The 14546-nt window shown below is 59.2% G+C and carries 9 protein-coding genes; 8 read left to right on the plus strand and 1 reads right to left on the minus strand.

The features are described 5' to 3' along the window. Genes AC2D8V_RS01860 through AC2D8V_RS01895 form a run of 8 tightly spaced genes read left to right on the plus strand, consistent with a single transcriptional unit; the run spans window position 1 to window position 13544 of the window. The gene (locus AC2D8V_RS01860; protein ID WP_484731812.1) at window positions 1-1248 is read left to right on the plus strand and encodes a hypothetical protein; all 1248 of its coding nucleotides are present in this window, start codon (window positions 1-3) and stop codon (window positions 1246-1248) included. Continuing rightward, window positions 1248-4352, plus strand: coding sequence for a virulence factor SrfB (locus tag AC2D8V_RS01865; protein WP_484731813.1), 3105 nt, complete (start codon window positions 1248-1250; stop codon window positions 4350-4352). Before AC2D8V_RS01860 ends, AC2D8V_RS01865 begins: the two co-directional genes overlap by 1 nt. Before the next feature lie 42 nt (window positions 4353-4394). Continuing rightward, window positions 4395-7058: a putative virulence factor gene (locus AC2D8V_RS01870; protein ID WP_484731814.1), complete on the plus strand. Its 2664-nt coding sequence runs from the start codon at window positions 4395-4397 to the stop codon at window positions 7056-7058. A gap of 20 nt (window positions 7059-7078) precedes the next feature. After that, window positions 7079-8074 carry a hypothetical protein gene (locus AC2D8V_RS01875; protein WP_484731815.1) on the plus strand — a complete coding sequence of 332 codons (996 nt, stop codon included), beginning with the start codon at window positions 7079-7081 and terminating at the stop codon, window positions 8072-8074. 10 nt (window positions 8075-8084) lie between these two features. Then, window positions 8085-9992: a vWA domain-containing protein gene (locus AC2D8V_RS01880; protein WP_484731816.1), complete on the plus strand. Its 1908-nt coding sequence runs from the start codon at window positions 8085-8087 to the stop codon at window positions 9990-9992. 11 nt (window positions 9993-10003) lie between these two features. Beyond that, complete coding sequence (locus AC2D8V_RS01885) at window positions 10004-10756, plus strand: ABC transporter ATP-binding protein (RefSeq protein WP_484731817.1); 753 nt, start codon at window positions 10004-10006, stop codon at window positions 10754-10756. Further along, window positions 10753-11949 (plus strand): ABC transporter permease family protein, encoded by a 1197-nt coding sequence (locus tag AC2D8V_RS01890; protein ID WP_484731818.1) that lies wholly within the window; start codon window positions 10753-10755, stop codon window positions 11947-11949. Before AC2D8V_RS01885 ends, AC2D8V_RS01890 begins: the two co-directional genes overlap by 4 nt. Continuing rightward, on the plus strand, window positions 11946-13544 hold the full coding sequence (locus AC2D8V_RS01895) for a formylglycine-generating enzyme family protein (protein WP_484731819.1): 1599 nt from the start codon (window positions 11946-11948) through the stop codon (window positions 13542-13544). The genes AC2D8V_RS01890 and AC2D8V_RS01895 overlap by 4 nt, the downstream gene beginning before the upstream one ends. 11 nt (window positions 13545-13555) lie before the next feature. Here the strand turns inward: AC2D8V_RS01895 and AC2D8V_RS01900 are convergent, their stop codons facing one another. Beyond that, a complete protein-coding gene (locus tag AC2D8V_RS01900) occupies window positions 13556-14500 on the minus strand; it encodes a hypothetical protein (protein ID WP_484731820.1) in 945 nt (314 codons plus the stop codon). Between the last annotated feature and the right edge of the window lie 46 nt (window positions 14501-14546).

Here is a 14546-nt window from a genome sequence, read left to right on the forward strand (position 1 = left end):
ATGATCTCTTCGTTCCTGACCACGACCTCGACCGAAGGGTTGAAACCGCTGGGCACGGTGCCGCAACGGTCATACGAGTTGATCAGCGGTACGGTCCGCGCGGAATTTTCAGAAACTCACGCTGCGCTCTTTGCCGAACCTGTCCCCACGCAATACGGCGACAGATTTGACTGGCATGCGACAGTCGAAGGCAAGGTCAGCCCCTTGGCGGAAAGCCCAGATGCCGACAGCGTCAGGGAAACGCTTGGCGGTTTGGTCGCTGATATCCGCGCGGCGTCGGAGCGTCTGATCGCGTCGAAAGATGCTGATGACCAGCGATTGGGCGAAGCTTTGGCCAACGCATTGGAAATCCCTGATGAAAGCGCGATTTTCGTGGTCGAACCTGTCAATGGTGGCCCTGCGCAGCCTGTCATCGTTAACTGGGCGTGGACACGTGATGCGCAAGTGGGTGTGCGTGGCGTATTGTCGGGGACAGACACGCGCAAGTCCACGCCGCGCGCTGCTCCGGCCGCCGCGATTGCTACCACGCCGGTAGCCGCCGCCAACCCGATGGGCTGGTGGTGGCTGATCTGGTTGGGCTGGCTGTTGCTCGCTCTGATCATTGCAGCCATCATTGCCCTTTTGATCGAACCCTGTGGGCTGCGCGCCCCCTTCTGGCCCAATACCTGCGAAAGAGCCGAACCCGTTTCTGACGCACTGGCCGAAGACCGTTCGCGCCTCGAGGACCAGATCGCGCTTGTTCAGAAAGAGATCCATATAAAGGATCGGCTGTGCCAGCCCGACTTTGCGCAACTTCCGATTTATGATCCGGATCGCGCACCGCCTGCGCCGAACCTGCCCAGCCTGCCGCAAGACCCTGCAGTGGACGATCGGGCCGAAGCTGCAGGCGCAAGACGCGGCGATCTGACTTTCACGCTTATCTGGGAAGGCGCGGACGATCTGGACCTGTATACCACTTGCCCAACCGGTGAATCCCTGTTTTTCCTCGACAAAGCGCGCTGCAACGGGATCATGGACCTTGATATGAATGGTTTTCAGGTGGTGCAGGATCCGGTGGAGAACGCCTTTTTCACCAATCCGATAGAGGGGACGTATCGTGTGCGGGTTAACCTGTACCGTTTGCGTGGCAACGGGCCGCGCGATTTTACGCTTCAAATCCGCGACGGGGATGAGATCATCACCCATAAGGGGCGGGTCTCCATGGCGGAACGCAACTGGCAGTACAGCTATCAGTACAGGAAGAAATGATGTTCGATGAGTCCAAGAGCCACTTGAAGAAACTTGCCGATTTCGGGTCCGAGGTGGCTTTGGTGCCTTATAGCGGGGTGCAAATCCTCGACTTTGGTTTTGACCTGACCGCAGCCGATGTACGCGCGGCCAAGTACATCGAACGGGTGACCCGTGAAGAAGCGGGAGAGGTTGAGCGAACACTTATCCCGCTGAGTGGTACGGATGCGCTGGATGCGCCCATTCTGGAGGCCGCAGACGAGCGTGATGACCCCTATTCCGTGCGTCCGCTCGCCGCTTTGGAACCGTTTTTGGAAAAGTGGGTTCCGGTGCCCGTGTTGCGCATGAAGAACCAGCGCGGACCCAGCGGGGAAGAGCGGTTTGATGCCGGGCCTTCTTCGTGGTCGCGGATGCGGGTGGTCGAGCTTGAAACGCCGGACCCCGACACAGGCCATACACATCGCGTCCAGCTTGCACTTGATACCAATCTGATTGCGCAGAACCAGCCCGAGCAATATCTCGCCCCGGAAGTGGCAGATGCGGAAAAGCCGCGCGATTTCCGGTTGGTCAGTGATCCGCAACATATGGACTGGTTCCTGCGCCGCCTTGAGACCGGAGAGGACGGTTCGGTCATTGATTTGCAGCTTTGGGTGTCGGACTGGCTGAAAGAGTTGTTCATGTCTTTCAAACGGGCCGAGCGACCGGGGCGTCAGGTACTGGAAGAGAACCTGCCGCACCGTTTTGAGCACTGGGCACGCTATCTTGCCTATCTTGCGCTGATCCAAAAGGCGGTCGCACCGCCAAAGATCAGGTTTGTGAACACCGTCGCAGAGAGGGATGCTGTGACCCCGGTGTCGGTTGATCTGGTTTTGGACATCGGCAACAGCCGAACTTGTGGCATCCTGATCGAACAATTCCCCGGAGAGGCGCGGGTCGATCTGGCCCGGTCCTTCCCATTGGAAATACGCGATCTTTCGCGCCCCGAGCTGATGTATTCCGGTCTTTTCGAGAGCCGCGTGGAATTTTCCGAGTTGAGGTTTGGCGATGAGCGGTTTGCCAGCCGATCTGGCCGTCGCAACAGCTTTCTCTGGCCGAGCTTTGTGCGCTTGGGCCCAGAGGCGGTGCGGCTTGTTCAGGGAGAAGAGGGCACCGAGACGCTTTCAGGGATCAGTTCGCCCAAGCGCTATCTGTGGGACGATGCCGCCGTGTCGCAGGACTGGCGCTTTCACAACCATGAGGACCCCAACAACCTTCCCAAGGCGGTGCGGGCCGCCATGCGCCACCTGAACGAAGCTGGCGACGTTCTCGAGCAGTTGAAGTATGACGTTAAACACGGGCTGCGCCGCCCCGGCACGGCCAGCACAACGCCCGCGATCCGGCCGCAGTTTTCGCGCTCATCCCTTTACGGGTTCATGCTGGCCGAGATCATTGCGCATGCGCTCATTCAGGTGAACGATCCCGCCTCGCGCGCCCGCCGACCGCAAAGTGACCTGCCGCGACGTCTGAACCGGATTATCCTGAGCCTGCCGACAGCAACGTCCATGCAAGAACAGGCGATCATGCGGTCGCGCACTGCCGGAGCGCTACAGCTTGTCTGGGCCATGCTGGGGTTGAGTGAAGGTGACAGCACGATTTCGCGCAGGCCCGAATTGACGATTGAGTGGGATGAGGCAAGCTGCACGCAACTTGTCTATCTGTACAGTGAATTGACGCAGAAATTCGAAGGACGGATCGAAACCTTTCTGACACTTAAAGGGTCGCGCAGACACATCGCGGGGCAACCTGCGCCCGAACCGACCCTTCGGTTGGCGTCGATAGATATTGGTGGTGGTACCACCGACCTGATGATCACCACTTACCGTGGCGAGGCCAACCGGGTGTTGCACCCGGAACAGACTTTCCGTGAAGGGTTCCGGGTCGCCGGCGATGATTTGGTGCATCGGGTGATCAGCGCCATTGTCATCCCCCGACTGCAGGACAGTATCGAGCAAGCAGGCGGCCGGTATGTCGGCGAGAAGATGCGCGAACTTTTTGGTGGTGACCGCGGTGGACAGGACCAGCAGGTGGTGCAGCGGCGGCGACAGTTCTCTGTGCGCGTACTGATCCCCTTGGCCGAAGCCATCCTTGCCGCCTCCGAAAGCTCCGAAGAGTTTGACCGCATTGATCTGAACCCTGCGGACATTCTTGGTATAGAAATGCCGGCTGACGATGCGACCGAACAGGAACGCGAAGAATTCGCGCCGAGGGAATCGCTGCAGTATCTTGAAAAGGCGGCAGCCGAGTGTGGCGCGCCCGAATGGCGGCTGGGAGAGATGCTTCTGAGCACGTCTCGCGAGGATGTCGATGCGATCTCGCGTGAAGTCTTTCAGAAGGTGCTGAGCAACATGGGCGAGGTCATCGACCATCTGGGATGTGACATCGTGCTGCTCACCGGGCGGCCTTCGCGTTTGCCCGCCGTCCGCTCCATTCTCGAAGAGATGATGGTCGTGCCGCCACACCGTTTGGTTTCAATGCACCGCTACAAGACCGGTCGGTGGTACCCGTTCCGCGACCCGGTCACCCAGCGGATTGGAGACCCGAAGTCTACAGTCGCGGTCGGTGGCATGCTTATCGCGCTGTCAGAAAGCCGTATTCCCAATTTCAAGGTCACTACGCAGGCATTTCAGATGCGTTCAACAGCGCGCTACATCGGCGAGATGGACCGCAACGGGCAAATTCTGGACGAGCGGATTCTGTTTCGCGAGATCGATCTGGACAAAAAGGCGCAACCCGGCGACCAGATTGCGACACTTCGGATGTTTTCGCCGGTGCATATCGGTGCCCGTCAGCTTGATCTGGAACGTTGGACGACCACGCCGCTGTTCCGTCTTGATTTTGGAAACCCGAACGCGCAACAGCGACCCTCGCCCATTGAGGTCACTCTGGAACGTGACGAGGCGGATGACGACGACGACGCGACCTCTGTTGCGCGTCTGCGTCAGGAAAGTCTGCGGGAAGCGTTTCGCATTGCCGAACTGGTTGATGGGGACGGGGATGCCATGAAACCCTCAGACGTGACACTGAAGCTGCAGACGCTTGGGTTTGACGATGAATACTGGATCGATACGGGGGTCTACCGCATATGATGCAGCCTTTTGGTGAACGGGACGGGTCGGGGAGGTCATGTCATGACGGATGAAAACGCGCTGGCGGAGCGCTGTACCGAAGTCGCGCGACTGACCCGTGACGCGCTGAACTGGGTGAACGACGCCGAGAACGCGGAAACTGTCGGGCCCCGCCACAAGAGCCTGACCAAGTTGCTGCGCCGGTCTGCGCGGCGGGCGGACCGGCTGGCACAATCTGCGCGTACAAATATGTCTGTGAGCGTCTTTGGGCCCAGTCAGGCGGGAAAATCGTTTCTTGTTTCCGTACTCGCCCGGCCCCGAAACGGACGCTTGACTGCGGATTTCAACGGCCCAGGCGGACAGTTGGACTACATCAGCGAGGTCAACCCGGCGGGTGATGGCGAATCCACAGGTTTGGTCACGCGCTTTACCATGACCAAGGCGCCGACGCCCGATGGCTTCCCTATTCAGTTGAACCTGCTGAGCGAGGCAGACATCGCCCGCATGATCATCAACAGTTTCTTCGAAGATGGCGACCAGTCAGAAGCCCCGCCAGAACCTGACGACCTCCGCGCGCATTTTGCTGAATTCAGCGACAAAGCCGGCCCCGCAGATGTGCGCGGCATGAGTTTTGAAGAAGTCTATGAAATAGCAGATTACGTGGAAAACACCTTTGGCAAGGTCGCCTACGCCAGCCATTTACGCGGGTTATGGGATGAGGCTGCGACCTTGGCACCGCGTATGAATTTGGCAGATCGTGCCGCTTTTTTCTCTATTCTGTGGGGCGGCTACGAACCCCTGACCGAGCTTTATCTGAAACTTTCCAGCGCGCTGGAGACCCTTGAGCATGCCGAAGTGGTCTATGCGCCGTTGGAAGCACTCACCCCTCGCGAGACCTCGATCATTGATGTCAAAACGCTTGACGGGCTTTTCCGGTCGGACGCAGAAGACCTGCTGGCCCTTCGCACGCCCGATGGTAAGGTCAGCCAGTTGAGCCGTGCGGTTATCTGTGCGCTCGCTGCCGAACTGGTCTTTCCAATGGCCGAACAACCCTCGGAATTCTTTGCCGAAACTGATCTGCTTGATTTCCCGGGCGCGCGCAACCGGTTCGAGTTGCCGCTCACCAAAACCCTTGAAAGCCCGGAAACAGGCGTGGTGAATATGCTCTTGCGGGGCAAGGTCGCCTATCTATTTGATCGCTACGTGGCCAATCAGGAAATAACGTCGATGCTGCTGTGCGTGCCTGACAGCAACATGGACACGGTGAGCTTGCCGGGGCTGGTCGAGAACTGGATCGACATGACCCATGGCGCGACCCCCGAGGAACGCGTGCAGAGCGATTGCATCTTGTTCTTCGTCCTGACCAAATTCGACAAGCATCTGGGCGAGAGCGCCTCCGGCGGCAGCCCGAATGAACGGTTCGAACGGCGGATGGACGCCTCGCTGCTTAAAGCGTTTGGCAAGCTGCGCGACAGTTGGGTGCATAAATGGACGCCGGGCCAGCCATTTGACAACTGCTATTGGCTGCGGAACCCCAACTACTATGTGGAAGGGCTGATCGCATACAATGAGGATGACAGCGAAGCCGGCATTCGCCCTGAAAAACAGGCGCGTGTCGCAGAACTGCGTCAGGGATGCGTTGAGACACCGGCGGTGCAGGCGCATTTCAAAGATCCCCAAGCGGCTTGGGATGCTGCCCTTACGCTGAATGACGGGGGTGTCAGCTATCTGACTGAAGCGTTGACCCGCGTGTGTAAACCTCAAAGCAAGCTTGTTCAAATTACCGCACAACTCGACAAGATGACCGCGGACGTGCTGGGGGAGTTGCGCGACATGTACGTCTCGGACGATGTCGAGGCAAGGATCGAAGAAAAGAGGGAAGCCGCCGCTAAAATCATCGACTGTCTCGAGAACACGCTACAGGGCCACCGCTTTGGCGCGTTCCTGAATGCACTATGTGTCGATCAGGATGTGATCGAAGATCAGATCAGCCGGGTGCCCAGTTCCATTCGGATCAGTCAGGCGGTGGGTGGATCTCCGCAAAACGCGGCGCCTGCGCGTCCAGGCGGGACACCGCGGCCAAGCCGCCCCGGTCGTCCGGGGCGGCCGACGGCAGCGACCATCGATGCCGGAGATGCGGCCAGCCAGCGCGACGCGATCCGGACTATGAGTTCAGAGGATTTTCAGGCGCATATGGCGATCGACATCTGGATCGAACACCTTGGTGGATTGCGTTCAGATGACGAACGCCTCTCGGCTCTTAGTCTGAGCGCAGAGGCGGCGGCAGACCTTGTCAGGGAACTTGTGCACGGATTTTGGCGTACCGAAGTTGCCAGCGATATGAAGTCTCTTTTGCGGTCCATTGATTATGGGCTGACCGTTGACAAGCAAGCGCCACCTGCGGCGATTGTCTGTGCAGAGACGATCAACGATTTTGTCTATTCGCTCGGCGCGAACCGGATACCGGAAGCGGAACGTCCGCGCATTGACCTTGGCGACGGACTTGAACGCTGCGCATTTGCGCCACGTGCGGCATCAGATACGGCGTTGGATCTGCCGGCGCAGCAGCGACCTGCGGCCGAAGATCATTGGACGGATTGGGTCTATATGCTCGAGGCATTGTTTGTCGGAAACGCCAAAGACACTGAAACAGGCGCGGTCAATATCGAGCAGAACATCGCGCTTGGTCGTGTCGTTCAAGGTCTTTCTCGTGGCGAGGCCGCCTGACAGATGGGCGAGGGTTGGTCATGATAACGATATCGCCGGATCCTGCCCATCCGCGTGGCGGGCACGCGCTGGTGTCGCTGGACGCCGACGCGGTTGCCGGAGAGACAACTGAGGTTGCGGTCTTTGACAAGTATTCGGAACGGTATCTGGGTGATGCAGGCTGGCAGGCAGCAAGGGCTCTCTTTGGGCCTTATCAGGTGCGGCGCGACGAAAACCAGGCATACGTTGTCATCGGTCCCGAGATCGTCAACCAGATTGAGGAATATGCCAACTTGCGGTTGGAGGTTGGTGCGGCATCCGGAGACATCAGTTGGCCCGATACTGTTGTGCCTGCGCCCGGTGCGGCCCGGATCGGCGGTATCATGCCCGCGCGTGCGGATGAGACACAGCCTGAACCAGCGTTGAGCGCCCGCATCGCGCCAGAGGCCGCCGCGTCCCCTGCGCTGGAGTTGCAGACAGAGAGCGAAGCAGAACCGGAACCTTACCAAGACCCCCCAGCAGAGGAAAAGGCCGGTTCAGGCGGCGCCCGGCTCGCAGCACTTTTGGTGATGCTGGTGCTGGCGGCGGCCGCAGCCTACTGGTTCATCTTCTCCGATACGCCGCAGAAGACCGCCGCAGAGCCGGTCGCGACGGTTTCGGACGACCCTTGCTCCGCTGTTGCTCTCCGGGCGATTGACGGGTTTGCGGAGCAGCTTGACGCGTTGCGTGGCTGCGGCGCCCGGGCCTCTGCAGATGCGGCTCTTGGAATGGTCGAGCGTGCGGCCGCTTCAGGCAACGCGCAGGCGCTGACGATTTTCGGAACAATATACGACGGCGCGGTGACCGATGCGGATATTGAGCAAACTATTGGTCTGACATTTGGGGATGTGCCGGCAACAGCGGCAGAGTACTATGCAAGAGCCGTGTCTGCGGGTGCCACAACAGCGGCAGAGCCATTGGCGGCATTATGCGCGCGCATGTCCGATATGACGGATACTCTGAGCCGTGCCGCAGTGACAGACTATTGCGATCAGTAGGGAGGCGGGCATGGTGTTTCGGTGGGTGTTGAGCGTGTTGGTTGCAGCTGTGACGTGGAGCACTGCGGTTTTGGCCGCGCCACTTCTGGTTGACGGGACGAACACGATCTATCAGCGCGTACTAACACGCCCTGCTGCCGTTCTGCACGAGGGTGTTGGCGGCCCGGAATTACGACAAGTGCCAGCATTTCAACCGTTTTACGTTTTTGCGCGAGACGGTGACTGGGTCGAGGTCGGGCCATCGGCCAACCGGCCCGCGACCGGCTGGATGCAGGCCGAAAGCGTGGTTGCGTGGAAACAGAACATTGTGGGTGCCTTTACCAACACCGCCGGACGTGAGCGGCAGCTCATGTTCAATTCAGAGGATGATCTGCGCTGGCTGATGAACCATGAAGCTTTGCCTCAGGTACAAGAGCGTCTGCTGGCAGAAGCGTCTGCGGGTATTTCAAACGGTGATCGCGGTGTCGTTGCCGTAGAACCCGAAGAGTTCGTCAACATTCGCGAAGAGCTTTACGTGATGCCGATCCTCGATTTTGTCGAAGACCTGCATCCGCTGAATTATGAGGATGTATTGTTGATGGAGGTGGCTTCTGTACCGCTCAAAGCAGCACCTCCAGGCGATGCGCAGGCTGATGCAAAAGCGGCTGCCTTCGACGTCGGGATCGTCTTTGTCCTCGATACGACACAGTCCATGGAAACCTACATCGCGCGTACTCAGAAAGTACTGCAAAACACGGTGGAGCGCATTGCGGGCACAGAAATTGGCAAGCTTGTCAATTTCGGAGCGATTGGATTTCGGGACAATCCCGAAGCTGTGCCTGCGCTTGAATACAGAACGCGGATTTTGGCGGAATTGGAAAGACGCGACTCCCAGCAAGAAGTCGTTGCAGCGCTGGGGGCGGCTCAGGTGGCCGAAGCCAACTCGCCCGGGTTTAACGAAGATGCACTGGCGGGCGTCGAAGATGCGATAGACCTCATCGACTGGCAGCAGGAAGGCAGTGGTAACCCGATTGATGCGCGGTATGTCATTCTGGTGACGGACGCAGGCCCGAAAGATCCGCGTGACCCCAATGCCCGGTCGCAAATCGGTGTTGAGGAATTGCAGGCGGAAGCCGAGGGCAAGAACATCGTGACGATGACATTGCACTTAAAAACGCCAACCGGTGGCGAAGCCAACCACGCCTATGCCGAAAGCCGGTTTCGCACCTTGTCCACGTTTGCCGGTCGACAGTATTATTTTCCAATCGAAGGCGGATCAGAGGAAGCCTTTGAAGGCGTTGCTACCCGATTGGTCACCGCGATCACGGACCACGTGCGCGTTGCCCGCGGTGAGGGTGCCGTGTTGAGCGATGACGAGGCGGGCGAAGACCTGCTTGCGTTGGGACGTGCCATGCGGCTGGCGTATCTGGGGGCACAAAACGATACGCAGGCACCTGACGTAATCCGCGGCTGGATCAGCGACAAGGCAGTGGAAGCCCCGCAGGCGTTGGCGGTCGAGCCGAGGCTGCTGATCACCAAAAATGAAATGGCCACTATGGCAGAGTTGCTCGACAATCTGGTCCGGTTGGGCGAACAGGCGCAGGGTACTGAAGACGCCATGAGCTTTTTCACGCAGGTTCGCGGTGTGATTTCCGACATGGCCACCAACCCGGACCGGCGCATTAACGCGGATGCCGACACGCTGGGCGGTGCGTTGGAATACCTCGAAGCTCTACCCTATCGCAGCCAGCTTTTGCAGATGACCGAAGATCGCTGGGCGCAAAGCGCCATGATCCGGCGCGCGATCATCGACGGGATGCGGCAGAAGCTGACACAGTACCGCAAGTGGTTATTCGATCCGGGTGTCTGGACGGCGCTGCACGAAGATGCCAGCGATGGTGAACTCGTCTTTGCCATGCCGTTCGACGTGTTGCCCTGAGCGGCGATGGTGTGACGTACCGGCTTTCCATACGCGATCTGTCGGTGTCATTGGGCGACACCGAGCGGCGGTTTACACTGCGTACCGGGTCTTGGGATGTAGAAGCCGGAGCGGTCATCGGTTTTACCGGTCCGTCTGGTACTGGAAAAACGCTGTTGCTGGAGCTGCTGGGCCTGTTGCGCGCACCAGCTTCGGGCCAGTACTGTGCCACAGCGATGTCTCCGGACGGGCAGGATATGCCATTTGAAACCTATTGGGGCAACGCGCGCTCTGCTGTGCACCGGGCTTCGGCAAGGGCGCGTTTCTTTGGGTTTGTGCCGCAATCGGGTGGGCTCTTGCCGTACCTGACCGTCAGTGAGAACATCGCGTTGAGCCAGCAGATCGCGCAGCGCGCCGACCGCGACTGGCTTGGCCATCTGATTGAACAGTTGGGATTGGGCGGGGTTGCCGGATTACGTCCGGCCGCACTTTCCATCGGACAACGCCAGCGCGTCGCCATTGCGCGGGCTTTGGCGCACCGCCCTTTCTGTGTCATCGCGGATGAACCAACTGCGTCGCTGGATCCTGAAAATGCCAAAACTGCCATGGGGTTGCTGATCCGCGCCGCGAAAGACGGTGGCAGCGCAACACTCCTGTCGAGCCATGACTATGCAACGCTGGACAAATTCGACATGACACGCATGCGCCTTGAGATCACATCCCCTCACGGTGACAAGGAAGTTGTCAGCTCTTTGACGTCAAAAGTGGCGGAGACGGTGTCATGATCCTGACCATGCGGCTGGCCCTGCGCGATTTGTTTTTTGCCAAGACTTACCTGATCTGCAACGTCGCTGTACTAGCCGGGGTGCTGGTGCCGCTGATGGTACTGTTCGGTGTAAAAAACGGTGTGTATGACGCGCTGGTCGGGCAGTTGATGAGCAACCCGCGCAGTTTGCAGATAGACACCGCTGGCAATGCGAGCTTCAGCGTGACTGACGCCGAAACGGTTCGCCAGTTTGAGGGCGCAGGCTTTGTGACGCTCAAAACGCGAAGCCAGTTTGACTTTGTGAACGTGCGTCTGGCCGGAGGGCGACAAAAGCGCGACGCCATTCTGGTCCCAAGCGGTGCGGGCGATCCGAATTTGCCTGACAATGTCAGTCTTGTGAACGGTAGTGCGGCCGTAAGTGCGCAACTTGCAGAACAGTTGGGAATTACGCCAGGGGACACCATTGACGTCATCACACAGGCCGAAGACCGGCCCCGTCAGATGCGTATTCCGCTGACGGTCGCGATGGTTTTGCCTGAAAGCGGCGTCAGAGGGCGTGCCGTTTTGGCAGATATTGCGGTGTTGGATGTGGTAGAGGCGTTCTACGATGCTTATGCATTGCCGGAGTACGGTATAACGCAAGGCAAGCCGCTATCGTCGCGGACACCGGATTTTGAAGGGTTGCGCGTCTACGCCGCCAGTCTGGAAGAGTTGGCGCCGCTGCAAAACCGGATCGAGACCGCTTTTGGTATTGGCACCGAGGCGCGCACCGCCGAAGTGGAAACTGTCTTGCGGCTCGGGCGGAACCTGAACCTCGCGCTCCTTTTGACGGCCACGGTTGCAAGCTTGGGTCTCGCGGCGGCGCTGATTTTCGGCTTTTGGGGAGACGTGCAGCGCAAGCGGCAACTGTTGGCAGTTCTCTCGTTGATGGGGTTGGGTGGGCGCTGGTTGTGGTTGTACCCCGTGGTGCAGGCGCTGGTCTGTGCTGTGATTGCATTGGGCGTCTCCTTCGGTTTGCTGATTGTTGCGGGTTGGGCCGCCGAAGCGATGTTTGACACAGGGCTTGCGGCAGGTGCTTTGGTGCGCATTTCCGGCGGTCAGGTCGCCGCGATCATTCTGTGCGTCATCGGGTTCGTAGTGGCAGCGTCGATGTTTGCCGCGCGCGCGGCGTTGCGTACTGACCCTGCAACGGTTTTGCGGGAGGGCGCATGAAGCAGGCCCTGCGGATCGCTTTAACGCTTGTCTTTCTTGGTTTCCCCGTTGGGCTGGCCGGGCAAGAGGCATCGGTGCAGGCATCTGATCCGGCGCGGCCTGACGCGCCTGCGCCGTGGCCGTCCGAGATCATTGATCCGGCGGGCGGGGCTGATCTTATCTTGCCGTTACCATGCGGTGGAGGCATAGCGTTTCAGCGCGTTGTCGTTCCGGTCGACGCCGCCGATCCGATTGACGACAGGCCGTTTCGCATGGGGCAGTCACAGGAAGATACCGGATTCTCCGACTACCTGCGGCCGGCGTTTCTGCGTGGCGCGTTTTCTGCTGCCGACAGCTCGCACTATTATATTGCGCGGTATGAGCTGACGGTGGGCCAACTGCGCGCTTTGCGGGATGAGTGCGACGCGCCGTTTACCCGCGCCGACCGCTTTGCCGCTGGTGGGTTGAGTTGGTTTGATGCTGTCAACCTGACGCAACGCATGACCGAATGGATATTGCAGTCATCCCCAGACGCAATGCCCGCGGAAGGGGATCGCCAAGGATACATTCGCCTGCCGAGCGAAGAGGAATGGGAGTACGCCGTTCGTGGCGGTGCGCGCGTTGATCCAACGTTGTTTCCAGCGCGCCGCTTTTTTGAAACCGGCACTTTGGCGGACTATGCACATTTCCAGAGCGCCGGGCAAAGCCGCGGCAAGCTGCGGCCCATCGGGCTGCGCGCACCAAATCCCATCGGGCTTTATGATGTTTACGGCAATGCCGAGGAGCTGATGCTTGAGCCGTTTCGACTGAATGCAGTCGGGCGGGACCACGGGCAAACCGGTGGTGTTGTGACCCGTGGTGGCGCCATCGATACCGCTGATGCCGCGATATACACCGCGCAGCGACGCGAGTACCCGGCCTTTAACCCGCGCAGCGGGACCGCTCAGGCTGGCGCTTTTTTTGGGATGAGGCCGGTGATCGGTGCGCATATTGTGGCCGATGCCTCCTACGATGACATTCGCGATAGCTGGCAGGCGCAGGTGGCCGTCGATGCCGCCTCGCAAAGTGGCGAACCCTTGACCGCTCTTGCCGCGCTTTTGGAAGAAGAGATCGACCCGCGGCGCAAGCAGGCCCTCAGTGACCTGCAACTGGGTTTCCGCTTGGCGCAGGAAGAAGCGGATAGTTCCACCCGACAAGCTGCAAAATCTACGTTGATCAGCGGCGCGGCTTTTGTGGAAACCCTGACCGAAGACTCACAGGCGATCAGGCAGCTTGACCTGCGCATCCGTGCGCTGCGGGATCAGGCGGCTGTTGCAACCGGCGACCAGCGCAGACAGTTGATGTCTGCCTTTCGTGGCAGTCTGGATCGGCTGGGGCGTCTGCGTGCAGGGCAGGCCACGTATCTTTTGTCCTACCGGTCAGCGTTAGAAGTGTTGTCCGGCGATGTGTCGCCCGAGCTATTGGATGCGGCGTACCAGACGCTTTCTCAAGACCTTATCGAAGCGGAGCAAACATCTTTTTTGCGGATGCTGAGGCTGTTCTGGCGTGATCTGGAAACGTATCGGGAAACGCCAGACATGAGCCAAAGCGAATTGCTTTTGCTCGCCATTCGTTAGCCACACTTGCATCAGTTTGACGGCGGGCCTTTACGTGTTGGCATCCGGTCGATCGCTGGTGCTGCTTCTTCCGCGATGTCAAAGCGCTTGTCTCCGGGGTCAATTGTCGATGAAATATAGGCCTTGCGCGGGCCGCCGCCGGGTTTGTTCGCGGCCTCGACAAGTGTGTACAGTGTCACCGGCCTTCCCAGAAAATCGGCGTACTGGCCAACCGGCGCCCGTCCCTGATTTGGGATAGATTCCCAGTGGCGCAAGATATCCAGCGGTTTGACCGCTTCTTTCTTCGCCAACAGCACTTCGCCAAAGAATTCTCCATCTCTGGAAGGATTGGTGACTTCAGAGAACTGCGCACCGGGCAAGATGGCCCGAACCACCTGATTTGCCGATGCCTGAAACCGCCCGTGATCTGTACCAATCAGCAATCCGCCGCCCGCCTCGCGCATCGCTTCAAATTGATTGAGCAAGAGATTTGCAGAGGAATTGTTGGCGCCCGGCCAACGTGTGCGGCTGCGGACATCAGAGTTGCGTATGCCCAGTGTCCCGTCCAGCATCAGTGTGCCGGGCGTGCCTGCGTAAAACCTTTGCAGCGCGTCGAGGTCACTGCTGTCGAATACGCGGTTGTTGTTGGCCGCAGTAATGACGATCATTTGAAAGGGCGGTTGTGCGTTCATGTGGCGGGCCAGTGCACCACGACGCGGTGAAAACTGGTAATCCACCTCGTATCGCCCGCCGCCTTCCAACCCATCGATGAACCGTGCCATCGTCCGTCTGTTGGCAGGTTTGTTGCGGGTCTCGTCGAGGCTCACATCCCACCAAAGCACGCGCATAGTCTGCGCCTTGAGCGTGCTTGCCGAGCCAAGGATCAACATGAGCCCGATTGCAAAAACCGTCGCCATTCGTACGACCAGAACAGTTGCCTTGTACGCAGAAAGCGCCGAACGATCCCTTCGGGACATTTCAATAAAGTGGTGACCCATCGTGCCAATTCCGCTTAGACTGTGC

It is taken from the genome of Roseobacter sp. YIN89 (assembly GCF_057219365.1).

Excerpts from the sequence above, each read along its gene's own strand:
- AC2D8V_RS01890 (WP_484731818.1), top strand. The coding sequence starts at position 10,753 with ATGATCCTGACCATGCGGCTGGCCCTGCGCGATTTGTTTTTTGCCAAG.
- AC2D8V_RS01860 (WP_484731812.1), top strand. The coding sequence starts at position 1 with ATGATCTCTTCGTTCCTGACCACGACCTCGACCGAAGGGTTGAAACCG.
- AC2D8V_RS01875 (WP_484731815.1), top strand. The coding sequence starts at position 7,079 with ATGATAACGATATCGCCGGATCCTGCCCATCCGCGTGGCGGGCACGCG.
- AC2D8V_RS01880 (WP_484731816.1), top strand. The coding sequence starts at position 8,085 with ATGGTGTTTCGGTGGGTGTTGAGCGTGTTGGTTGCAGCTGTGACGTGG.
- AC2D8V_RS01865 (WP_484731813.1), top strand. The coding sequence starts at position 1,248 with ATGTTCGATGAGTCCAAGAGCCACTTGAAGAAACTTGCCGATTTCGGG.
- AC2D8V_RS01900 (WP_484731820.1), bottom strand. The coding sequence starts at position 14,500 with ATGTCCCGAAGGGATCGTTCGGCGCTTTCTGCGTACAAGGCAACTGTT.
- AC2D8V_RS01870 (WP_484731814.1), top strand. The coding sequence starts at position 4,395 with ATGACGGATGAAAACGCGCTGGCGGAGCGCTGTACCGAAGTCGCGCGA.
- AC2D8V_RS01895 (WP_484731819.1), top strand. The coding sequence starts at position 11,946 with ATGAAGCAGGCCCTGCGGATCGCTTTAACGCTTGTCTTTCTTGGTTTC.